We start from the raw sequence: 23,123 nt of genomic DNA, 5'->3' as shown, positions 1-23,123 counted from the left end.
TTTTTTTCGAAATCTGTTGCAGGTCCGAAACACTGACGAGGATGACGCAAGAGGAGACGGAACTGGACGGGTAAGCAATTGCCAGCCGTTCAAAATCCCCCGAACCCTCCGTTTTTCCTGAACCAGCCGATTTAACGGGTTAGTCCGGCACGACAATATGTGCCGGACACTTCCACCACCGGAATTTACTTGTTAATCGACACGATCGAGGCGCTGTTACCCTCTAGCCGGAAGGAAAACGATACCCGGTCTCCAGGCGCCAACCCTGACAACTGATCTTGCGTCACGGAAAAGGCCATCGTCATCGGTGGCCATTGCAGGGCGGGAACGGCGCCGTGGGAGATGGTCACCGTATGCTTCGTAGTATCGATAGCCTTGATCGTGCCTTCGGCATTGGATACCGGAGCCTGTTTTGTTTCCTGCTTCATTTGCATGCCTTCCATGCCGTCCATTTTCATGCCTGGCATGTCCTGCGCGTGGGCAGAAAGTGAAAGCGCGAATAGGGTGCTTGCGACTGCTGTCAGGGTGAGTTTCATATGACTTTTCCTTGATGTGTGGTGGGTACAGGCAGGAGGTGCCGGCGGCGCATCAATCGAAAGGCTGCCGGAATGACAAACAGGGACAGCAAGGGGGCCGTGACCATGCCGCCGACCATGGGCGCGGCGATTCGGCTCATCACCTCACTACCGGTTCCGCTGCCCAACAGAATGGGCAGCAGACCGGCAATGATGACGGCAACGGTCATGGCCTTGGGTCGAACGCGCTGCACAGCGCCTTCACGAATCGCCGCCACCAGCCCGCATTCAGTGCTGTCACCGAGGTCTTCACGTTCGGCCCAGGCGTTTTTCAGGTAGAGCAACATAATCACGCCGAACTCGGCAGAAACGCCGGCCAAGGCGATGAAGCCGACCCCCGTGGCGACCGACAGGTTGAAGCCCAACAGATAGAGAAACCATGCCCCCCCAGTCAGTGCGAATGGCAGAGTGGCCATGATCAGCAGGGCCTCATCGAATCGGGCAAAAGTCAGGTAGAGCAACACGAAGATGATCAGCAGCGTGGCAGGCACCACCAGTTTGAGTCGTGCGTTGGCCCTTTCGAGAAACTCGAACTGTCCCGAGTAACTGAGGCTCATGCCTGGCTGCAACCTGACCTGTTCATTGACGACCCGACGAAGATCGGCAACCACCGAGGCAATATCCCTGCCTCGAACATCGATGTACACCCAGCCTGAAGGCCGTGCGTTCTCACTCTTGAGCATCGGTGGGCCGTCACTGACCTTGACCTTCGCCACTGTGCCAAGGGTGATCTGACTACCCTGCGGGGTGTAGATCGGCAGTCGTTCCAGGGCGCCGAGCGAGTCGCGCCACTCCCGTGGGTAACGTACGTTGATCGGGAAACGTGCCAGACCTTCAATGGTCTCCCCGACATTTTCACCACCGATGGCACCGGCCACGATGGACTGCACATCGGCGATGTTCAGCCCGTAACGAGCAGCAACCTTGCGGTCGATATCCACATCGATGTAGCGGCCGCCAGTCAGCCGCTCGGCCAGGGCCGAACTGACACCGGGCACGTCCTTGGCCACTCGCTCGACCGCCTGGGTGACCGCATCGATTTCCACCAGATTGGTGCCGGCAACCTTCACACCGATCGGGCTCTTTATACCCGTCGCCAGCATGTCGATACGGTTACGAATCGGCGGTATCCAGATGTTGGTCAAACCGGGAACGCGCACCACGCGATCCAGTTCATCCACCAGCTTTTCCTGAGTCATGCCTGCACGCCATTGCTCATGTGGCTTGAACTGGATGGTGGTTTCGAACATTTCCAGCGGTGCCGGGTCGGTGGCGGTTTCGGCACGACCGGCTTTACCGAAGACGTGTTCGACCTCTGGTACGGTCTTGATCAACCGGTCGGTCTGTTGCAGCAGTTGCGCCGCTTTCTGCGCCGACAATCCCGGCAGGGCAGAAGGCATGTAGAGCAGGTCGCCCTCGTCCAACGGGGGGAGAAACTCGCCACCCAGACGAGACATTGGCCATAGCGCACTGACAAAAACCAACAGCGCGACCAGTAGCGTGATCTTTGGGCGGTGCAAGACCGCGTCCAGTGCCGGCTGATAGATACGAATCAACCACCGGTTCAACGGGTTCTGTTGCTCACTGGGAATTCGCCCCCGAATCCAGTAGCCCATCAGCACCGGCACCAGGGTCACTGACAATCCCGCCGCTGCGGCCATGGCATAGGTCTTGGTGAAAGCCAAAGGGCCGAACAGCCGTCCTTCCTGAGCTTGCAGCGTGAACACCGGAATAAATGACAGGGTGATGATCAGCAAACAGAAGAAAAGCGCCGGGCCTACCTCCACCGCTGCTTCGGTCATTACATGCCAATGACGCTCGCCCTTCAATTCCTCCCCTGGATTGGCTACGTGCCAGGCCTCAATCTTTTTGTGGGCGTTCTCGATCATCACCACGGCGGCATCGACCATGGCGCCGATGGCGATGGCAATCCCGCCCAAGGACATGATGTTGGCGTTGATGCCTTGGTAGTGCATGACGACGAAGGCAGCAAGCACCCCCACCGGCAGCGAAATGATCGCCACCAGCGATGAGCGCAAGTGCCAGAGAAAGATCCCGCAGACCAACGCGACGACGATGAACTCTTCGATGAGCTTGTGGCTGAGATTTTCCACAGCGCGGTCGATCAGCTTGCTGCGGTCGTAGGTGGTGACGATTTCCACCCCGGCCGGCAGACTGCTTTTCAGTTCGTCGAGTTTGCTCTTGACCGCTGCAATGGTCTCGCGAGCGTTCTTGCCGCTGCGCAAAATCACCACGCCGCCGACGGTCTCGCCTTCGCCGTCGAGTTCGGTGATGCCACGGCGCATTTCCGGTCCCGACTGAATCGTGGCGACATCGCCAAGGGTCACCGGAACGCCGCCCGAGCCCAGCTTGAGCGGGATTGCCCGAAAGTCATTGAGCGTTTTCAAGTAGCCGGACGCGCGCACAATGAACTCGGTCTCGGCCATCTCCAGCACCGCGCCACCGGTTTCCTGATTGGCCTTGCCGATAGCGTCGGTCACCTCAGCCTGAGTGATACCGAAGCTTGCCAGTTTCAGCGGGTCCAGCTGCACCTGGTACTGTTTGACCATGCCACCCACCGTGGCCACTTCCGCAACGTTCGGCAGCGTCTTGAGTTCGAACTTGAGGAACCAGTCCTGAAGCGCGCGCAGTTGCGCCAGGTCGTGTCCACCACTGCGATCCACCAGTGCGTACTGGTAGATCCAGCCCACTCCCGTCGCATCCGGCCCCAACGCCGGCTTGGCGCTGGCCGGCAACCGGCTTTGTACCTGGCTCAGGTACTCCAACACCCGCGAGCGAGCCCAGTACAAGTCAGTGCCGTCTTCGAACAGCACGTAAACGAAGCTGTCGCCGAAGAAGGAGTAACCACGCACGGTTCTGGCGCCCGGCACCGAGAGCATGGTGGTGGCCAACGGATAGGTCACCTGATTCTCGACAATCTGCGGCGCTTGTCCTGCATAAGGGGTGCGGATGATCACCTGCACATCCGAGAGATCTGGCAGTGCATCAATGGGGGGGCTCTGCACCGTCCAGATACCCCAAGCCGCGACGAACAACGTCGCCAGTAGCACCAGGAACCGGTTGGCCACTGACCAACGAATGAGGGCAGCGATCATGGCTGGCTCCCCGATTTGGCCAGGCGCTCGACACGCAAGCCATCGTCGGTCTGGCTCACCGCGACCCGAACCTTGTCACCCGCCTTGAGGCCCTGCATCAGCGCCGCACTGGCGAGAGGGAAAGTCATCGTCATGCCAGGCATGCCCAGCGTCTTGAAAGGACCGTGGGCGAGCGTAACTTCTTTGTCGTTGATCTCAACGATCTGCCCATCCGCCTCATGCAAACTGGCGGCTGCTCCACTGGCGGGTGACTCTTGCTCGGAGGTAGCAACAATGCCCTTGAGACTGGCCTCGGAATCGAGGAGGAACTGGCCAGACGTAACCACCTTCCGGCCTTCTTCCAGACCTTTTAAAATCTCCGTCTTGCCATCGCTTTCCTGCCCGGGTTGCACCTCCACCGGGCGGTAGCGGCCGGCGTCTTCGGCGAGCATTACCAGGGCACGTCGGCCAGTGCGGATAACCGCCTCACTAGGCACCCACAACACACTGTGCCCGGTCGAGTGTTTGAGGCGGACCTGCGCTGTCAAACCTGGTCTCAGGCGCCCGTCGGGATTGGGTAACTCGACACGTACGCGAAGGGTGCGGCTGTCCGGGTTGGTCTCGGGCAAAATCGCGCTGACCTTGCCATTGAACATTGTCTCCGGGAAGGCGGGCAGTCGCGCTTCGACTGCCTGCCCCACGGTGATGGCTGCGGCATCCGATTCCGGAACGGCCACGGCGAGCCAGACACGGCTCAAGCCATTGACGCGTGCCAGAGTCTCGCCAGCCGTCACGGTCATACCCGCACGTACGTTCAACTCTTGCAGCACACCGCTGATGGGGCTGGTGATGGTCAGGTTCGGCTGGACTTTGCCACTGCGCTCTACCTGGCTGATCAGCGCCGCCGGCATCCCTGTGAGCCGCAGTCGCTGGCGGGCCGCAGCCAACAGGTCGGCATCACCGTTGCGCTTGAGGGCAAGGAACTCTGTCTGGGCGGCCGCCCACTCCGGCACCAGGATATCCGCCAGTGCCGCATTGGCTTTGAGCAGGTCGCCTGGAGCATGGGCATAGACTCGCTCCACGAAGCCGGCTGTACGTGCCTGTATCACCGCCACATCACGTTCGTTGAATGCCAGGACACCTGTCACATCGAGGCTGGAGTCAAAGACTCCACGGGTGACGGTCGCAAAACGCAGACCAAGATTCTGGGTCAGACCCGGATCGATGCTCACGGTCGCACGATCCTCGTCACCGCTGGCGTACCGGGGAACCAGTTGCATGTCCATGAAGGGGGACTTGCCCGGTTTATCGAACTTTTGCTGCGGGTACATGGGGTCGTACCAATACAGTGCCTTGCGTTCGTCCGGCGAATTGATTTTCTGCTCCCGGGCGGTAACAGGTACCTCGCTCATGCGCGGGTGAGCGAACCAGTAGCCACCGGCAACACCCAATGCCAGCGAGATGCCAACCAGCAATGCTCCGTTCCATTTTTCAAGGATCATTGGCCGGACTCCCCATAAGCAAAATACAGACGCGCATTGGTCAGTGCTCGCTGCTCCTCCACGTCGATCTGTTTGAGTCGGGCTTCGATGAGTTCGCGTCGGGCGGCGACAACGGCGTTTAAATCGCCTGTGCCGGCACGGTAGCTGGTCATGCTGAGTTCGACCTTTTCCCTGGCCAGCGGCAGCAGGCTTTCCTGGTTGCGGCTTACCGCACGATTGAGGCGCTCATAGTCAGCCAGTTCGTTTTCCAGTTGCTGAGTGTGCTCCCGTGACAGGGCTTCGCGCTCAGCCTCAAGCTGGCTGAGTTCAGCCTGTTTGGCTGCGATTTTTGGGTTTTGCCGGGAGTCAGGAAACAGTGGCAAGTCCCAGGACAATTGCACGCTGACCATGTCGCCGAATTGGCGATCGCGATGTTGATAGTCAAGCTCCCAACTCCAGTCTGACTTTTTCTCCGACTCGGCTTCACGAACCTTGGCTTGCGCTTCGCGGGTCATCGGCGCAAACGCTGCCAACTCGGGGTGGTGTTGCAGTTTATGGGCGTAGCTCGAGGCATCGACAGGCCACTGCGGCAAGCGGCCCACAGGCTTGTCGTTGGCAGCGGAGCCAATCCAGCGTTTGAGGGCCGCTCGGGCCTGCGCTCTCTGGAGCACCAGATCGTCCTGCTGCTCCGCCAGTCGAGCCGCTTCTTGCTTGGGCGTCACCGCATCGGCGGGTTGAGCGCGACCACCGGCAATCCGGGCCCGGACGGTATCGGTCAGCAGGCGGTTTTCTTTGTAGAAGTCCTGGAACAGCGCATCTTTGCGCTCGACTGAGTAGCTGTTGATCCAGGCCAATGCCGTGGACTGGCGTACGTTCAGTCGTGCAACCCGACGCTCGGCGGCAGCGCGATCAACGGCGGCGTTGGCGACCTCGATGCGAGCTTTGCGTTTGTCACCGTTGGGCATCTCTTGCCTGACCCCGACCATTTGCATGGTCATGAAGTCGTCGTTGATGCTCCAGCGATCCGGGCCGCCAATGGGGTAGTTCTGCACACCTGCCAGCAACTTGGGGTCAGGTAATTCACCCGCTGGAATAGCCGCACTGCTGGCAGCCTGAATCTTTGCATCTTGTGCAGCCAGCGACGGCGCATTGTTTTCGGCCAGCCGCAGCGCTTCATCGAGGGTCAGTGCGGCAGCGAAGCTCGGCAATGCCAGTACGCTTGCCGCCAGACCGGCCACGAGGGACCAGCCTGTGCAATAGCACTTGGAGTTCATGTTTACGATTCCTGTGATCATCCACTGCACGCGTCAAAAAGACATGCGCACAGCCAGTCCATCCCGCTAATACGGAATGAGGCTCAATGTTGGACAGGAATCAAACGCGAGGCGGTCGCCATACCCCGGACGGGGTTTGTACGGGCATGGAATCACTGAAGAAGGAAACCACTACGGGGTTGAACACGGTTACAGGAGGCTTGAGGATCGAGACTTGCAGCATACCGCCTGTCTTGCATTCCTGGCCCGGCTTGCAGGGCTTGCCATGCTCTGTCGGGCTTTTCATGTCGTTGCAGCAGTCCATTCCCATGTCATCCATCATCGCCATGCCCATCGTCTTCATCGGGCACGGTTCTGTGGGCGCCTGGACACCCGCCATCCCGCTGAGGGGAAGCACCAGGCTAATCACGAAAATGAGGCAAAACCGCAGGTAGCGTTTCATGGGCTGGAGTGTAGAGGCTGAAATGGACTCTTACAATTGGATGAATGTTCTCACAGCCTGCCGAAGGCGTTGATTCAGGCGATATCACCGTGCCGGAATTAAGCCAGCATTATCGCTGACAGAGGATTTACGCAGCCTGTGCAATAACCCACAAGCGACATGTGTTGAAATTTCCTGCCGCCATCCCGCCCATCCTTGGTGGATTGTGCGAAAGCCCGCCGGGCCGCCTGGGTTTTTTGCACGAATCTTCACGGCTGTCGCTCGTATCATTTCACCCGGAAACCACGGTGAGCATTGCGATGACAAAAAACACAACGTTGTGGGACATCAGTCCATCCTTGAGTAGCGAAACACCGACCTGGCCGGGTGATACGCCTTTTCGGGAGGAGCGCGTCTGGACCTACGGTCCCGAGTGTCCGGTGAATGTCGGACGCATCACCTTGTCGCCCCATACCGGCGCCCATGTCGATGCGCCGCTGCATTACAGCGCCGACGGCGCGGCGATTGGCGAGGTCGGTCTGGATGTCTATATCGGGCCTTGCCGCGTTTTGCATTGTCTGGACAGCGGCGAGCTGGTGCAGCCCGGGCAACTGGAAGGGCGTTTGCACGATGTGCCCGAGCGGGTACTGCTGCGAACCTATCGACAGGCACCGCTGACGACCTGGGATTCGAACTTCACGGCGGTTGCCAAGGAAACCATCGACCTGTTGGCGAGCCTTGGCGTGCGCTTGATCGGCATCGATACGCCGTCACTGGACCCGCAGCAATCCAAAACCATGGATTCCCATGGCGCCGTGGCCCACCATCACATGGCGATTCTTGAAGGCATCGTGCTGGATGAGGTCCCGGAAGGGGATTATGAGTTGATCGCCTTGCCGTTGCGGTTTGCTCATATGGACGCCAGTCCGGTCAGGGCAATTTTGCGGCCGCTGAGTACGTCACAACGCGTGTAACCCATTCAACAGATCCGAAGGTGACGCCGGAACCGGGCACCCGCCTGGCGCCCGGTTCCGGCGTCCCCTTCGGGTGAGCGGTATCAGGCATTACTCTCGGTGAATTTTTCGTAGTACAGGTGCACGCTGTCCAGTACCTGTGCCTGCAACCAGGTCTTGATCGACTCCACCATCGGCGGTGGCCCGCAGACGTACATGTCGACCTGGCCATCGCGCAGTTCGGCGATGTCGAAGTGTTCGGCGATGTAGCCGCGCTTGCCAGTCCAGTGCGGCGACGGTTCGCTGACCACCTCGGTGTAGCGAAACCCCGGGATGCGTTGTTCATACGCCTGGATGCGCGCCTGTTCGCACAGGTCTGCCGCATCGCGCACGCCGTAGTACAAGTGCACGGGCTGCTCGCAGCCGCGCTCGGCCAGTTCGTCGAGCATGCCCAGCAATGCCGAAAGACCGGTGCCGCCGGCCACCAGGATCAACGGCCTGGCGACGTGTCGCAGATAAAACGCCCCCAGTGGTGCCTCCAGGACGATTTCGTCGCCCACCTGGCAGCGTTCGCGGATGTAGTTGCTCATCACCCCATCGGGAAGCAGGCGAATCAGAAACTGCAGCTCATTGCTGGCGCTCGGCCGATTGGCGAACGAGTAGGAGCGCTTGTTCTCGGTCCCAGGGATCGACAGACGGGCGTACTGCCCGGGCAGGTAATCCAGCGACTGGCCCGCATTGCCCAGGTTCAGATGCAGGATCGCCGTGCTGGCCGACACTTGTTTGACATCGGTAACCCTTGCCCTCAGTTGATCGGGGCCGGCGGCGTTGCACAGGCTGGATGCGAAGTCGAAATAGAACGCGGCGTCGGATTTTACCCGTGTCTGGCAGGTGAGCATCTTGCGTTGTTGCAGGTCCTGGCTGGAGAGGGCTTCCTCATCCACATAGTCCTGGCTGTAATCGCCTGACTCGCAACGCCCCTGGCAGGTTCCGCAGACGCCTTCACGGCAATCCAGGGGAATGTTGATGCCATTGCGCAGGGCGGCGTCGAGCAGAATTTCGTTGGGTTGCACGGGAAAGAACAGCGTTTTGCCGTCGGCAAAGCTGAACGCGACCTTATGGTTCATGCCCCGGTCTCCTTGGGTTCAGAGGTGGTAGAAATCGAGTACCGAGTTGATGGTGTCGTTGAGCAGCAACACATGCTTGCGGGTGATCAGCCAGCTATCGGCGTGGGGCTTGAGGTGATAGGTCGCACGACCGAAAAACTGTTCGGATGTCGCCAGGCGGTAGTACAGCGTGTGCCAGTTCAGGCGCACCTCCAACTCGCCGTTTTCCAGCTCGCTGATTCGCACGTTATTGATCTGATGCAAGGTGCGCGGCATTGGCGTCGAGGACGCGGACTTGCCGGTGCGCAGACGGAACACGCGGTCCTCCAGCCCTGAACGGTTGGGGTAATAGATCAGCGACATTTCGCGCTTGGGGTCGCGGGTGTAGACATGTTCGGAGTCCCATTGCGGCAAGTGGAACTCGCTGTGTTCGGCGAACAGTTGGATGTAGGTATCCCAGTCCTGGGCGTCGCACAGTTCGGATTTGCGATAGAAAAACTGTTCGACCTGGTACTGCAATTGCGCATTCATCATTGCACCTCACGGAGTTTCAGGGATTTGGCGTCCAGACCATCGAGCAGGAATTTCTGCCAGTTGCTGTGCTGGTTGACGTACAGCCCTTCGTGGGTGAATTCGGTGCCGGTCATGGCCGGGGCAATGCCGATCGATTCGCTGTTGGGGGTGGCGCCGCTGGCCCAGCGGTGACTGCCGCGGGAGATGTCGCTCCAGCGCTCCAGTCGCGCCTGGAAACCACGCTGGGCTTCACGGAACTCCACCAGGTCATCCGGTGTGCCCAGGCCCGAGACATTGAAGAAGTCCTCGAACTGGCGAATGCGGTTTTCACGGTCGGCGTCCGACTCGTTCTTGACCCCCAGGCACTGGCTGATAATTTCAGTCTTGTTCCACGCCACCGGGCGGATGATGCGCAATTGCGAGCTGATCTGATCGAGGAAAAACAGGCTCGGATAGATGTTCAGGTTGCGCAGGCGATGCATCATCCACTCGGCCTTTTGCTGGCCGTGTTCTTCGATCAGTCGCGGCATGATGGTCGAGTATCCGGAGCGTACCGACGGGTTTGGCATGTCGCTGAACAGCAGGCTGTGGCCGTTATCGAACGCGAACCAGCCGTCATCGGTATTGGCGTCGCCGGCGCCTAGCTTGCTGTAGTCGAGGGTGCCGCTGGCGGCGGTGCCGTTCTCGCTGTTGACCTGCTGGCGATGCTGCACCGTGGCCACGTAGTTGTAGTGAACGGTGCTGACGTGATAGCCGTCGAGGCCGTTTTCGTTTTGCAGTTTCCAGTTGCCGTCGTAGGTGTACGCCGACTTGCCGGGCAGTACCTCCAGCTCACCGGTGGGCGACTGGGCGACCATCATGTCGAAGAACACCTTGGCATCGCCGAGGAAGTCTTCCAGGCTGTTGTCGGCCTGCACATCGAGGCTGATGAAAACGAATCCCTTGTAGCTCTGGATGCGCGCCTTTTTCAGGCCGCGAGTGGCTTTGTCGAAGCCTTCCGGGTACTCGCCCGGTGCCTTGACCTTGACCAGGCGGCCATCGCTTTTGTAGCACCACGCATGGAAGGGGCAGGTGAAGGTCGACTGGTTGCCCTTGCCGACGCGGGTCAGCGTCGTGCCGCGATGCTGGCAGGCATTGATCAGTGCATTGAGCTGGCCGTCACCGTCGCGGGTGATGATCATCGGCTGGCGGCCGGCGCGCAGGGTCACGAAGTCGTGGTTGTTGGCCAGCTCGCTTTCGTGGCAGGCGTAGATCCAGTTCTTCTCGAAGATCAGTTCCATTTCCAGATCGAACAGCTGCGGCTCGGTGAACATGTCCCGGGCGATGCGGAATACGCCTTCTGCCGGACGGAAGTCCAGACAGCTTTCGATAAACGTTTTCCATTGCTCGACGTTTCTTTCGCCACTCATGAGGTGTACCTGTTTTTATTGGGGCTAATCGGTGCGTCATTAGAGGGAGTGGGGCGTGCCTGGGTCTATCCGCTTTATGGGCGAAGGCAGTCCGTAAAGTTTGGCGGTAACACTCAAGGGGCGGGCTGGGCAGCGAATACCCAGCGGTATGCACAAGGCGATAAACGGCTGCTGCGGTTTGCGGTAATCAGGTACTGTTCGAGCGGGCGTTCGAGACCCTTTGATGGCATTTCCAGGCTGCAGTCGCCAGGCGTTATCCACTTAATTGGCGATTGCTATCCACCCGGTCAGCGCCGTCTTTTTGTGGCTTGGAACTTGCCTTGGCAAACCCTATACGCGCCATCAGAGCGCGCTGAAAAAAAACCTTGAGTGCACCGTGATGAGCAACAAAGTCGATCCGCAGTTTCGCGACATTCGTGTCGACAGCGATGACCTGGAGGCCGCCAGAAGCTGGATGTCCGGTATCTGCGGACCCCATCGGCTGGTGAGCGCGAATCCCGAGCGGATCCGCTTTCATCACAACGCCAACATGTTCAAGTCGATGGCCACCACCCTGGGCACTATCGAATACGGTACCGATGTCACCATCGATATCGAGGACGCCGAGCACTTCAGCAGCTACAGCCTGAGCTTGCCGTTGGTGGGTGAACAGGAGCTGAGCAAGGATGGCAGTGTGGTCAGGTCCGACCGCGATCAAGGGGTCATCATTTCCCCCAATGAAAACCAGTTGCTGGCGATTTCCGGTGACTGTCGCAAGGTCCAGGTGGTGATTACCCGAGTGGCGATGAGCGAGGCTCTGGAGGGGATGCTGCAACGGCCTCTGGATGCGCCGCTGCGTTTCGAGCCGATGATGGATGCGATCGATGGGCCATCAGCGTCCTGGTGGCGCATGGCGCGTTATTTCATCGACGAGATGGAGCGCAGCAGTGAACTCTTCGAGCAGGTGGCCTTCACCCGGGACATTGAAAGCTCGCTGATCAAAGGCTTGATCCTCGCCCAGCCAAACAACTATTCGCAAGAACTGCGGGACGCACTGGGGGTGAAGTTGCCGCACTACCTGGTCAGGGCCCGGCAATACATCCACGACAACGCGCGGGAAGCGCTGCATCTTGAGGACATCGAAGCCGCTGCCGGCGTTTCGCGCTTCAAGTTGTTCGACGCATTCAAGAAGTACTTCGCCCTTTCGCCGATGGCCTACCTGAAAAAGTATCGCTTGAATGCCGTCCGCCAGGAGATCCTCGAGCACGGCACGGCACGCAGTATTTCCGGGATCGCCATGGGCTGGGGGTTCATGCACCTGGGGCGTTTTTCCACCGAGTACCGCAAGCTGTTCGACGAAACCCCGAGCATGACCTTGCAGCGCAACGAAGCCCGGCGCCAGCAGGGACTTTGACGGGCTGCCCCGGCCTTACTTGCGTACCACCAGATCGAGCAACTGCTCGCGCTCCTTGATTTTTTGCAGGACGATCTCCGAACGTATGTCGGTGACGCCGGCGGTGCGGTTGAGGTGATTGACGATGAAATCCGAGAAGTGCTTGAGGTTGCGGGCCTGGACCCGCAACACATAGTTGCTCGCCCCGGTAATGACGTACGCGGTGACCACCTCCGGCCACTGCTGAACCTTCTTGATGAAGGTCTCGTGCCAGTCCTCGACGTCCTGTCGCAACGACACATGAACGATGGCTTCCAGCTCAATGCCCAGCCGCTCGGCATTCAGCACCGCGCGATAGCCGGTGATGATTCCTTCGCTTTCCAGCAGGCGTAAACGTCGCAGGCAAGCCGAGGGTGACAAGGCGACTTTCTCCGCCAATTCCTGATTGCTGATACGGCCATCCTGTTGCAATTGATGCAGGATTCTCAGGTCTGTCGAGTCAAGATTCATGGTTTGAATAAATCCGCGTTTATTGGGGTTTGATTCGAATATTCTGCGAAATAACTACTACGTTGGCGGTTACTTTGCACGAAAATTCTTCAAAGGTTCGTTCATTATCTCTCCATCGAAAGGCAGGCGAATTGCCTGGTGTCGGTCGGTTAAGCGATTGAACACTGCAATCCTTGTGGGAGCGAGCTTGCTCCGGGCGGCGATCCGACGATTGCGACGGGTTAGTCAACATTGATGTTGAACATCAGGCCCCCATCGCGAGCAAGCTCGCTCCCACAAATTTTGAGTGTTAACTGATCAGTATCAGATGAATTGCCTTTATTCAGGGCGCCTGAACCGGCTGATGCAACCTGCCCGGATGGCGTCGCATAACAAAAAACAGGACACCCGATGACGACAAGAAACAGTTGCCTGGCGCTTGATGCCCAGGACGCGCTGGCGCCCCTGCGCCAGCAATTTGCGCTCCCCGAAGGGATTATCTATCTCGATGGCAATTCCCTGGGTGCGCGGCCGGTCGCTGCATTGGCGCGGGCGCAAGCGGTGGTTGCCGAGGAATGGGGCAATGGCTTGATCCGCAGCTGGAACAGCGCAGGCTGGCGCGAGCTGTCCGAGCGATTGGGCAATCGCCTGGCCGGTTTGATCGGCACGGGGGAGGGTGAAGTCGTGGTGACCGATACCACCTCGATCAACCTGTTCAAGGTGCTGAGCGCTGCCTTGCGCGTACAGGCTACAAGGTCGCCGCAGCGGCGAGTGATCGTCAGCGAATCGAGTAACTTCCCCACCGACCTGTACATCGCCGAAGGCCTGGCGCAGATGCTGCAACAGGGTTACACCCTGCGCCTGATCGACAGTCCCGAACAGTTGCCGCAAGCCATTGACCAGGACACGGCAGTGGTCATGCTCACCCACGTCAATTACAAGACCGGCTACATGCACGACATGCAGGCGTTGACCGCGCTGACCCACGAATGTGGCGCGTTGGCCATCTGGGACCTGGCCCATTCCGCCGGCGCGGTGCCGGTCGACCTGCACCAGGCGGGTGCCGATTACGCCATCGGCTGCACCTACAAATACCTCAATGGCGGGCCGGGTTCCCAGGCCTTTGTCTGGGTTTCGCCGCAGTTGTGCGATCTGGTGCCGCAACCCTTGTCCGGCTGGTTCGGCCATTCGCGGCAGTTCGCCATGGAGTCGCATTACGAACCGAGCAGCGGCATCGCGCGTTACCTGTGCGGCACCCAACCGATTACCTCATTGGCGATGGTCGAGTGTGGCCTGGATGTGTTCGCCCAGACCGACATGGCCAGCTTGCGCCGCAAATCCCTGGCCCTGACGGACTTGTTCATCGAATTGGTCGAGCAGCGTTGCGCGGCGCACGAGCTGAAGTTGATCACGCCCCGTGAGCACGCCAAACGTGGCAGCCACGTCAGCTTCGAACACCCCGAAGGTTATGCGGTAATCCAGGCCCTGATCGAGCGGGGCGTGATAGGTGACTACCGCGAGCCGCGCATCATGCGTTTCGGTTTCACCCCGCTGTACACGACCTTCACCGAAGTCTGGGATGCGGTACAGATCCTCGGCGAGATCCTCGACCGGAACACCTGGTCGCAAGCGCAATTCCAGGTTCGCCACAGCGTGACCTGAACCCCCGATGTCCGTGTCCTGCTGCGGGATTTTCCACGCGGCAGGGTTTCGCTCGTCCAATAACCAGTTCTGCAATCACAATAATAAGGAGCACGCAGAATGAAACTGTCCCTCTGGCCTGCCTTGCCGCTCGCCATCTCCAGTTGCCTTGGCCAAATGGCCTGTGCTGCCTCTGACAACGGATTTGTCGAAGACAGTAGCCTGACCCTGACCAACCGTAACTTCTATTTCTACCGCAATAACCTCAACAACCCGGGCGGGCAGAACTATCGGGACGAGTGGGCCCACGGGATCATGCTCGATTACCGCTCCGGCTACACCCAGGGAACGGTGGGGTTCGGCGTCGATGCCTATGCGCAGTTGGGCCTCAAGCTCGACAGTGGCAAGGGACGCACGGGCACGGGTTTGTTGCCGGTCGACTCCGATGGCCGCCCTGAGGATGAGTACTCCGAAGCGGGCGGTGCGGTGAAGGCGCGGATTTCGCAGACCGAGCTCAAGTACGGCAACCTGACACCGCTCAACCCGGTGTTCGGCACTGGCAATGCGCGATTGTTTACCAGTGTTGCCACCGGCTTTCAGCTGACCAGCAATGAACTCAAGGCGTTGCAACTGGACATCGGTCACTTCACAGCCGGTAACGACAGCAATTCGACCAATGCCGATGGCGCGCTCAAAGCGCTGTACGCCGGCGTGGAAACCCGCAGCGTCGATTATCTGGGCGGCAGTTACGCCCTGAGCGATCAACTGAGTGTCAGCCTCTACGGTTCGCAGTTCACCGACATCTGGCGCCAGTACTACGGCAACGCCAACTACACCTATGCCCTTGGTGAAGGCCAGTCGCTGAACCTGGATTTCAATCTCTATCGCACCAACGACAGCGGCCAGAGCCTGGCCGGCAAGATCGACAACACCACCTGGTCGCTGTCCACCGCGTACAGGTTCGGTGCCCATCGAGTGACCCTGGCGTACCAGCGGGTCGATGGCGATGAACCGTTCGATTACCTGGGGTTCGATCGGCAACCGGGCACCTCGATTTTCCTCGCCAACTCGATTCAGGTCCTCGATTTCAACGCCCCCAACGAACGCTCCTGGCAACTGCGTTACGACCTGGACATGGCACCTTTCGGCGTGCCGGGCCTGAGCTTCATGTCGCGTTACGTCAATGGCGACCACATCGATGACAGCCATTATGACGGCGGCCCCAATGGCGCCTACGGACGTTACGGCGATGACGGCAAGCGCTGGGAGCGCGACATCGAGGCGCGCTACGTCGTGCAGTCGGGCAAGGCCCGGGATCTTTCAATCCGCGTGCGTCAGGCCAGTGTGCGTTCCACCGCGCAAGTCGCCCGCGCCGACACCACGGACAACAACGAAGTCCGGGTGATCATCGAGTATCCACTGAGTATTTTCTGATCCGTGTCCTGCTGTGTGTGGCTGATCCCCACCGTTAAACCCACGACGTGCTCTTCAAGAAAGACAAAATCCAGAGGACATAAAAATGACCGATAACTCCGGTTTCGAAACGATATCCAACCGTGAACACGGCCTGCGGCGTCAGCTGACGTCGGGGCAGATGAGCATGATCGCCATTGGCGGTGCAATCGGCACCGGGCTGTTCATGGGCAGCGCCTATGCCATCGGTTATGCCGGGCCGAGCGTATTGCTCAGCTATGCCATTGGCGCAATCATCACGTTGCTGCTGATGGGCTGCCTGGCGGAAATGACCGTGGCCCATTCGACCTCGGGTTCGTTCGGCGCCTACGCCGAATTTTATGTCAGCCCGCTGGCCGGGTTCCTGGTGCGTTATGCCTACTGGGCGGCGATTGTGCTCGCGGTGGGCACGGAAGTGACGGCGGTGGCGATGTACATGAAGTACTGGTTTGCCAACGTGCCGGAGTGGATATGGATCGTCTCGTTCTCCAGCGTGCTGATCGTGCTCAATGCCATCAGCGTGAAGACTTTCGGCACCTTCGAGTACTGGTTCTCGACCATCAAGATCGGCGCGATTGTCGGCTTCATCATCCTGGCGGTGTATGTGGTGTTCGGTTCCGGCAATCCGGAATACGGCATGCACAATTACAGCGCTCACGGCGGCTTCTTTCCCAATGGTCTGCAAGGGATGTGGATAGCGGTGATCGTGTCGATCTTCAGCTACCTGAGCGTGGAGATGATCGCGGTGGCTGCCGGTGAGGCAAAAGACCCGGAGCAAGCGGTGAAGAAAGCCTTTCGCGGGACTATCGTGCGCCTGGTGGTGTTCTACCTGCTGACCCTGGCGTTGATGCTGGCGATCGTGCCTTGGGTCCAGGCTGGCCATGCCCAGAGTCCGTTCGTCACCGTGATGCAAGCCATCGGCATTCCCGGCGCCACGGGCGTGATGAATTTCGTGATCCTGATTGCGGCGTTGTCAGCCATGAACAGCCAGTTGTACATCACCACGCGCATGATGTTCAGCCTGTCCCGTGCTGGCTACGCGCCAAAATCCATGGGGGTGTTGAGCAAGACCGGGATCCCGCTGAACGCGCTGTTGCTCTCCAGTTCAGGTATCGCCCTGGCGACCTTGCTCAACATCCTGTACCCGGAAAGTTCGTTCACCCTGATGATGGCGATCTCGATGTTCGGCGCGATCTTTACCTGGTTCATGATCTTCCTGACGCACTTCTGTTTCCGTCGTTTTCACGAACGCAATGGCAACCGCAAACTGTCGTTCCGCATGCGCCTGTTTCCCTACAGCACATTGCTCGGGCTGGTACTGATGGGGGCCGTGATGATCACGACATACTTCACTGAAGCCTTCAAGATGACCCTGGTATTCGGTGTGCCGTTCCTACTGGTGCTGTCGATTGTCTACGGTGTTTTCTTCAGGAAAACCAGGACCGTTGCGGTGCTGAGTGCGCAGCCCAAGCCATAGCCTGAAGGGCGTGCCGGGGCGGCAATCAGCAAGAAGCGGGCGTTGGATTTCCATCGCTCACTTTTTCGCTGGTTTACCGCTGGCAGGGATGTGCAGGTAGGACATCACGCTTTCAGTCAGTTCGGTTGCCAGTTTGACCGCTTCTTTATTGCGTGCCATCACGCCGGCGACCAAGCCTTCGATCAAGGCCAGTACGGCGATGTTGGAACTGGTCAGCACCGGGTGATCGCAAGGCGCAAACAGCGTGTGCTCGGCAATGCCGGTGAGCGGCGAGGCGGGTGAGTCGGTAATTGCCAGCACTGATGCGCCACGTTCATTGGCGAAGCGTGCCAGTTGCAGGGTGTCGAGGGAGTAGCGTGGCAGGGAGATCGCCAGCAGCACGTCCTGGTCGGTGATGGCGGCCAGACGGTAAGCGGCGTTTTCGTTACCGCCCTCCATGCTGATGGCAGTGGCGTCCGCACAAAAGGGCATCAGGGTCGAGGCGGCGAGACCGGCGAAGTAGACACTGTTGCCAAAGCCCAGGATGTAGATTTTGCGCGCTTTGGTCAGGCGAGTGACGAAGGCTTCAAAGGTGTCGGCGTGGTTGTTGCCCGCAGCGGTGGCCAGGTTACTGCTGGCGCTCTGGAGTTGCTCATGCAGACCAAACGCGCCGCCCGGGCGATGGGCAAGTTCGTTGCGCAGTTTGTCGACCGGCGACACCATTTGCTGCAACGTTGCGACCAGTTCGGCCTTCATGCCGCTGTAGCCACCGAGGTCCAGTGCTTTGGCCAGGCGGTTGACGGCGGCGGGTGAGGTCAACGTTTCGTGAGCCATCTCCTCGATGGTCAGCGTCGCGGCTTTGAGCGGGTGACGCAGGATAAAGTCCGCGACCTTGCGCAATGACGGCGGCAGTTCGGAAACGATTTCCGTCAGTTTGCGCATGACCGGCGCGGCATAGACAGTGGTGTCTTTCGATGGGGTGGGCATATCCGGCTCAACATTTCCTGAAGGTGAGAGAAGGGCTGTGCCTGATGCCCTGACAAGGTTGGCTGGAGTGTATCCGAAGCCAACCTTGTCAGGGCAGCGCCGAGCAGTCGATGGCTAGGCGGCGGTCTTACTTCAAGCTCCCGGCCAGAAACTGCCGGAGGCGTTCGGACTGCGGGTTGACCAGCACTTCGCGCGGGTCGCCGCGCTCTTCGACAACGCCCTTGTGCAGGAACACCAGTTGGTTCGAAACCTCGCGGGCAAAGCCCATTTCGTGAGTCACCACCACCATGGTGCGGCCTTCCTGCGCCAGATCCTGCATGACTTTAAGCACTTCGCCGACCAGTTCGGGGTCGAGCGCCGAAGTCGGCTCATCAAACAGCATCACTTGCGGTTCCATCGCCAGTGCGCGGGCAATGGCCACGCGCTGCTGCTCGCCACCGGACATATGCGCCGGCCAGGCGTTCATGCGGTGCGCTACACCAACTTTGTTCAGGTAGTGCTCGGCCTTTTCCCGTGCCTCTTTCTTGCCCAGGCCCAGCACATGCACCGGGGCTTCCATGACGTTTTCCAGAGCGCTCATGTGTGACCAGAGGTTGAAGTGTTGAAATACCATCGATAGCTGCGAACGCATGCGTTGCAACTGCCTGGGTTCGGCCGCCTTCAGCCCGCCAAGTTTGTTGGCCACCAGCTTGAGCGGTTCGCCATTGAGCACGATATTGCCCGCATTGGGTTGCTCCAGCAGGTTGATGCAGCGCAGGAACGTACTTTTGCCAGAGCCGCTGGAGCCGATGATGCTGATCACGTCACCGGCCTGTGCTTGCAGGGATACGCCGTTGAGCACCTGGTGCGCGCCGTAACTTTTATGCAGGTCCTGAACTTCAAGTTTGTACATGGTTTGAACTCTCTGGAATCAGTCGCTGAGCAAGCGACCCTGGCGAATGGGGGTAGAACCGGCAACTTTGGCCAGCCACAATCCAGGCTGGGCAAAGCGCAGCCGTTCGCGGGCATAAAGAATGCCGTCGGTGCTGGCGCTCACCACGCTATGGCGGTCGGTCAGCGGGTCGATGACCTCGAACAGCGGATCGCCGACCTTGACCTGCGCGCCCAGCGGTTGCAGAAAACTCACCACACCGGGATGGGGCGCACAGGCGTACTGCGCGCCGGCGAATGGCACGGCCTGGCAATGGCTCGGCGGTGCCGCTGGCCAGTCACCGCTGATCAGGCCTTGTTCGGCGAGATACCCGAGAATGGCTTGGGCACTGTCGACGCATTGCTCGCGTTCGGTGTCTGCCATGCCACGCAATTCAATGGTGGTGGCCACGCACGCCAGGGGAATGTTGGCTTGGGGAAACAGCTCGGCCAGGCGTAGCCATGCAATGGCGCAGGCTTCGTCGAAGGCACTGCCGCCCGCATCTTCGGCCAGTAATGTGACCTCGGCACCGAGGCGAGCGGCCAGTGACTGCAGGCTTGGCCAGTTTTGTGGCATCGCATACAACAACATGATCGATTCGAAATCGCAGTGCAGGTCCAGCACCACATCGGCGTCACAGGCATGCTGCAGCAACAGGCGGCGCAGGCCGTCGAGTTCCGAGGTTGGTGCCGGCATGGCGGCGAGGGCATCGCCCATGGCGCGGCGTATGAGTGCGATGTTGGCGTCGGCATCGCTTCCCAATCGGCCTTCCAGCAGCGGTGCTACGGCATCGACCAACTCCGGGAAGTCGCGATTGAAGTTCTTGCCGCTGGAGAACTCGAAGCGCCCCTGATGGGTGGCCTGGAACATCTGGGCGATACCGATCGGATTGGCCATTGGCACCAACTCGATCACCCCGGTCAGGCGGCCTTGTGTTTCCAGTTCCAGAAGACGGCGCTTGAGCTCGACGGCGACGCGCATCCCTGGCAATTCGTCGGCATGCAATGACGCCTGGATGTACGCTTTGCGTGCTCCACTGCCAAAACGAAACAGTGACAGCGTTCGTTCGGTGCCCGAGGCACTCCACGGCAACAGGTATTGAATGTGCTCCATAGCAGCTCCTTAGTGCTTGCGCGGTGCCAGATACGCCAGCCAATGGCGCTCGGCCAGCTTGAACAGGCGCACCAGAATGAAGGTCAGGGCGAGGTAGAAGAGGCCGGCGGTGATAAACGCCTCGAACGGTAGATAGAACCGTGAGCTGACAGTACGCGCGGCCCCGGTGATGTCGACGAGGGTAACGATGGAGGCCAGGCTGGTGGTTTGCAGCATCATCAGCACCTCGTTGCTGTACTGCGGCAATGCCCGGCGCAAGGCCGACGGCATGAGAATGCGGCGATACAGGGTCAGGCGTGACATGCCCATGGCCCTCGCGGCTTCGATCTCGCCATGGGGGGTGGATTTCAAACTGCCGGCCAGCAGCTCTGCGCTATAGGCGCTGGTGTTGATCGCGAAGGCCAGGCAGGCGCAAAAGGTAGCGCTGGAGAGGTAAGGCCAGAGCACGCTTTGGCGCACTGCTTCGAACTGCGCCAGGCCGTAATAGATCAGGAACAATTGCACCAGCATCGGCGTGCCGCGAATCACGTAGGTATAGAGCCAGGCCGGGAAGTTGATCAGCGGTGATCGCGACACCCGCATCAACGCCAGTGGAATCGCCAATACCAGGCCCAGGGCCAGGGAAATAAGCAGGACTTTGAGGGTCAACAAGGCGCCATTGAAGTACAGCGGCAGGTTTTCCCAAATCAGGTTGTAGTCGAGAATCATGGGCGGCTCCCCTCACAATTCGGCGGCTTTGATGCCGACCGAGTAGTGTTTTTCCAGATAGCGCAGCACCAGCAATGACAGGCTGGTGAGCATCAGATACAGCGCCGCCACCGCGAGGAAAAACGTGAATGGCTCGTGTGTGGCATCCGCGGCGTTCTTGGCTTTGAACATCATGTCCTGCAAGCCGATCACCGAGATCAGCGCGGTGGATTTGGTCAGTACCAGCCAATTGTTGGTGAACCCGGGAATGGCGAAACGAATCATCTGCGGTACCAGAATTCGCCAGAACACCTGCGCCCCGCCCATGCCATAGGCCACGCCGGCTTCGGCCTGACCTTTGGGGATTGCCATGAAGGCGCCGCGAAAGGTTTCCGAGAGGTAGGCGCCAAAAATGAAGCCCATGGTGCAGACGCCGGCGATAAAGGGGTTGATGTCGATATAGCGGGTGTAACCGAGCGCCAGGGCAATGCGGTTCACCAGATCCTGGCCGCCGTAGAAGATCAGCAGGATCAGCACCAGGTCTGGAATGCCGCGAATCAGGGTGGTGTAACTTTCCCCGAGCAGGGCCAGCCATTTGAGCGGTGACAGGCGAAAGGCCGCGCCGACCAGGCCCAGGGTAATCGCCAGGGACATGGAAGTCAGGGCCAGGTTTATGGTCAGCCAGGCGCCATCGAGAATGCTCGATCCGTAGCCGTGAAGCATGATGAAGTTCCTCAAGCGAGCGCCGCGAGGCGCGCAAGACAAGCCCGAATCGGCGCCTGCAATAGGCCGGCACCGGGGCTATGGGTAAGGCTTACTTGCCGTAGATATCGAACGCGAAGTACCTGGCCATCACTTGCTGGTACTTGCCGTTGGCGCGAATGGCGTCGATCGCGGCACTCAGGCGCGCAACGTTGGCACTGTCGCCTTTGCGCACGGCGATCCCGGCGCCACGGCCAAAATACTTCGGGTCGTTGATGTCGGGCCCTGTGAGGGTGAAGCCCTGGCCAGCCGGTGTTTTGATGAAGCTCTCATCGGTGTTGACGATGTCGGCGAGGGTGGCGTCCAGACGACCCGAGGCGAGATCGAGAAAGGCTTCATTTTGTGAGGAGTAGCGCACCACGACGACGCCGGCTTTTTCCAGTTGCTCGGTGGCAAAACGATCGTAAGTCGAGGAGCGTTGCACGCCGACTTTCTTGCCCTTGAGGTCCACCAAAGGATCATTGATCACGTTGCCGGCCTTCATCGCGAACTTGCCCGGTGTGTGGTAGTACTTTTTGCTGAAGTCCACGGACTTCATCCGGTCTTCGGTGATTGACATCGACGACAGCACGGCATCGATCTTGCGCACTTTGAGCGACGGGATCATGCCGTCGAACTCCTGAATGACCCACTCGCACTTGACCTTCATTTCTTCGCACAAGGCGTTGCCGATGTCGTAATCGAACCCGCTGACGTTGCCCTCTGGTGTCTTGAAGGAGAAGGGTGGGTAGGCGGCTTCGATACCGATACGCAGGCTGTCTTCGTCGGCATGTGCCAGGAAGCTGAAAGCGCATAGCGCCAGAGCACCTAGAAGTTCTGTCTTGTTCATATTGTTGACTCCTTGGAAGGCATTTGGGGGAAACGGGTGCCCGCCATCCAGGTTGGCGTGGTGGATCAGTCCTGTGATCGGCGAGTCTATAAATGACACAATAAAATTCTATATGCAAATAAACTGAAAATAAACATATCAGTTTTGAGCGCAACGATGCTCCATTGGGCCAGGTAGACGTTTTTGCTCAACCCATGGGTAAGCCCTGATGCTCATTTTTTGAACTCGGGCTGAAAGCACTTATCCAAAAAATATGGGAATGTTTCCCACGCAACGATGCCAACTGGCTTTCAGGGATCGTGCGGATACCGCAGTAGCTCGTTCATGCTGCAGATTGATGGCCGTGCCGGTTGGCCGGCCGCTCCAACGGGCGGCCGGGAACTCACTGGACATTGCGTTCGATACGGAGATGGGTACGCAACTCCATGCGGAGGTGCAGCATGCTGCTCAAGAAATGTTTATTGGCTCTGGCAATCGGCGGAGTCCTGTCGGCTTCGACTGTCCTGGTGCCCGATTACATCGGTAGTTTCTCCAGCGTGTATGCCAAGGATGGCGGCAGCGGTGGAGGCGGTGGAGGTCACGGCGGTGGCGGTGGCGG

The 23,123-nt window shown here is 59.3% G+C and carries 20 protein-coding genes; 5 read left to right on the top strand and 15 right to left on the bottom strand.

All coding sequences use genetic code 11. The features are described 5' to 3' along the window. Positions 1 to 185 precede the first annotated feature (185 nt). The 5 genes from KGB29_RS19965 to KGB29_RS19945 form a co-directional block, all read right to left on the bottom strand. Complete coding sequence (locus KGB29_RS19965) at positions 186 to 536, bottom strand: copper-binding protein (protein ID WP_150814857.1); 351 nt, start codon at positions 534 to 536, stop codon at positions 186 to 188. Continuing rightward, the gene (locus tag KGB29_RS19960) at positions 533 to 3,691 is read right to left on the bottom strand and encodes an efflux RND transporter permease subunit (RefSeq protein WP_150814856.1); all 3,159 of its coding nucleotides are present in this window, start codon (positions 3,689 to 3,691) and stop codon (positions 533 to 535) included. The genes KGB29_RS19965 and KGB29_RS19960 overlap by 4 nt, the downstream gene beginning before the upstream one ends. Next, a complete protein-coding gene (locus KGB29_RS19955) occupies positions 3,688 to 5,172 on the bottom strand; it encodes an efflux RND transporter periplasmic adaptor subunit (RefSeq protein ID WP_150814855.1) in 1,485 nt (494 codons plus the stop codon). The genes KGB29_RS19960 and KGB29_RS19955 overlap by 4 nt, the downstream gene beginning before the upstream one ends. Next, positions 5,169 to 6,425: a TolC family protein gene (locus tag KGB29_RS19950; protein ID WP_150814854.1), complete on the bottom strand. Its 1,257-nt coding sequence runs from the start codon at positions 6,423 to 6,425 to the stop codon at positions 5,169 to 5,171. The genes KGB29_RS19955 and KGB29_RS19950 overlap by 4 nt, the downstream gene beginning before the upstream one ends. Before the next feature lie 100 nt (positions 6,426 to 6,525). Next, positions 6,526 to 6,867, bottom strand: a complete 342-nt coding sequence (locus KGB29_RS19945) for a hypothetical protein (protein ID WP_150814853.1) — start codon at positions 6,865 to 6,867, stop codon at positions 6,526 to 6,528. A gap of 299 nt (positions 6,868 to 7,166) precedes the next feature. Between KGB29_RS19945 and kynB the strand changes: the two genes are divergently transcribed. Beyond that, positions 7,167 to 7,820 (top strand): arylformamidase, encoded by a 654-nt coding sequence (gene kynB, locus KGB29_RS19940; RefSeq protein WP_150814852.1) that lies wholly within the window; start codon positions 7,167 to 7,169, stop codon positions 7,818 to 7,820. 83 nt (positions 7,821 to 7,903) lie between these two features. Here the strand turns inward: kynB and antC are convergent, their stop codons facing one another. Genes antC through antA form a run of 3 tightly spaced genes read right to left on the bottom strand, consistent with a single transcriptional unit; the run spans position 7,904 to position 10,827 of the window. After that, entirely contained in the window at positions 7,904 to 8,926 is a 1,023-nt protein-coding gene (gene antC, locus KGB29_RS19935; RefSeq protein ID WP_150814851.1) for an anthranilate 1,2-dioxygenase electron transfer component AntC, read from the bottom strand. Between the two features lie 18 nt (positions 8,927 to 8,944). Further along, positions 8,945 to 9,436 carry an anthranilate 1,2-dioxygenase small subunit gene (antB, locus tag KGB29_RS19930; protein WP_150814850.1) on the bottom strand — a complete coding sequence of 164 codons (492 nt, stop codon included), beginning with the start codon at positions 9,434 to 9,436 and terminating at the stop codon, positions 8,945 to 8,947. Beyond that, positions 9,436 to 10,827 carry an anthranilate 1,2-dioxygenase large subunit gene (antA, locus tag KGB29_RS19925; RefSeq protein WP_150814849.1) on the bottom strand — a complete coding sequence of 464 codons (1,392 nt, stop codon included), beginning with the start codon at positions 10,825 to 10,827 and terminating at the stop codon, positions 9,436 to 9,438. Before antA ends, antB begins: the two co-directional genes overlap by 1 nt. Before the next feature lie 379 nt (positions 10,828 to 11,206). On the opposite strand from antA, the gene KGB29_RS19920 reads away from it, so the two are divergent. Continuing rightward, on the top strand, positions 11,207 to 12,220 hold the full coding sequence (locus KGB29_RS19920; RefSeq protein ID WP_150814848.1) for an AraC family transcriptional regulator: 1,014 nt from the start codon (positions 11,207 to 11,209) through the stop codon (positions 12,218 to 12,220). Between the two features lie 15 nt (positions 12,221 to 12,235). Here the strand turns inward: KGB29_RS19920 and KGB29_RS19915 are convergent, their stop codons facing one another. Then, positions 12,236 to 12,709, bottom strand: a complete 474-nt coding sequence (locus tag KGB29_RS19915) for an Lrp/AsnC family transcriptional regulator (RefSeq protein WP_007971266.1) — start codon at positions 12,707 to 12,709, stop codon at positions 12,236 to 12,238. 390 nt (positions 12,710 to 13,099) lie between these two features. Here KGB29_RS19915 and kynU point away from each other — a divergent pair, with 390 nt between their 5' ends. From kynU to KGB29_RS19900, 3 genes are all read left to right on the top strand, one after another. Further along, positions 13,100 to 14,350 (top strand): kynureninase, encoded by a 1,251-nt coding sequence (gene kynU, locus KGB29_RS19910; protein WP_150814847.1) that lies wholly within the window; start codon positions 13,100 to 13,102, stop codon positions 14,348 to 14,350. A gap of 99 nt (positions 14,351 to 14,449) precedes the next feature. Continuing rightward, positions 14,450 to 15,763 carry an OprD family porin gene (locus tag KGB29_RS19905; protein WP_150814846.1) on the top strand — a complete coding sequence of 438 codons (1,314 nt, stop codon included), beginning with the start codon at positions 14,450 to 14,452 and terminating at the stop codon, positions 15,761 to 15,763. Positions 15,764 to 15,848: 85 nt separating this feature from the next. Beyond that, positions 15,849 to 17,258, top strand: a complete 1,410-nt coding sequence (locus tag KGB29_RS19900) for an amino acid permease (RefSeq protein ID WP_150814845.1) — start codon at positions 15,849 to 15,851, stop codon at positions 17,256 to 17,258. A gap of 57 nt (positions 17,259 to 17,315) precedes the next feature. On the opposite strand, the gene KGB29_RS19895 is transcribed toward KGB29_RS19900, so the two are convergent. From KGB29_RS19895 to KGB29_RS19870, 6 genes are all read right to left on the bottom strand, one after another. Further along, a complete protein-coding gene (locus tag KGB29_RS19895; RefSeq protein WP_150814844.1) occupies positions 17,316 to 18,224 on the bottom strand; it encodes a MurR/RpiR family transcriptional regulator in 909 nt (302 codons plus the stop codon). A gap of 127 nt (positions 18,225 to 18,351) precedes the next feature. After that, a complete protein-coding gene (locus KGB29_RS19890) occupies positions 18,352 to 19,116 on the bottom strand; it encodes an ABC transporter ATP-binding protein (RefSeq protein WP_057715360.1) in 765 nt (254 codons plus the stop codon). Positions 19,117 to 19,134: 18 nt separating this feature from the next. Continuing rightward, positions 19,135 to 20,247, bottom strand: coding sequence for a succinylglutamate desuccinylase/aspartoacylase family protein (locus KGB29_RS19885; RefSeq protein ID WP_150814843.1), 1,113 nt, complete (start codon positions 20,245 to 20,247; stop codon positions 19,135 to 19,137). 9 nt (positions 20,248 to 20,256) lie between these two features. Beyond that, on the bottom strand, positions 20,257 to 20,955 hold the full coding sequence (locus tag KGB29_RS19880; RefSeq protein WP_090454843.1) for an ABC transporter permease: 699 nt from the start codon (positions 20,953 to 20,955) through the stop codon (positions 20,257 to 20,259). A gap of 12 nt (positions 20,956 to 20,967) precedes the next feature. Next, positions 20,968 to 21,657 carry an ABC transporter permease gene (locus tag KGB29_RS19875; protein ID WP_150814842.1) on the bottom strand — a complete coding sequence of 230 codons (690 nt, stop codon included), beginning with the start codon at positions 21,655 to 21,657 and terminating at the stop codon, positions 20,968 to 20,970. 91 nt (positions 21,658 to 21,748) lie between these two features. Continuing rightward, positions 21,749 to 22,525, bottom strand: coding sequence for an ABC transporter substrate-binding protein (locus tag KGB29_RS19870; protein ID WP_150814841.1), 777 nt, complete (start codon positions 22,523 to 22,525; stop codon positions 21,749 to 21,751). Positions 22,526 to 23,123 lie beyond the last annotated feature (598 nt).

It is taken from the genome of Pseudomonas sp. BF-B-30 (assembly GCF_019956305.1).
Taxonomy (GTDB): domain Bacteria; phylum Pseudomonadota; class Gammaproteobacteria; order Pseudomonadales; family Pseudomonadaceae; genus Aquipseudomonas; species Aquipseudomonas jessenii.
Note: the sequence above shows the minus strand (reverse complement) of the source record. Positions and strands in the feature narration are given on the sequence as shown.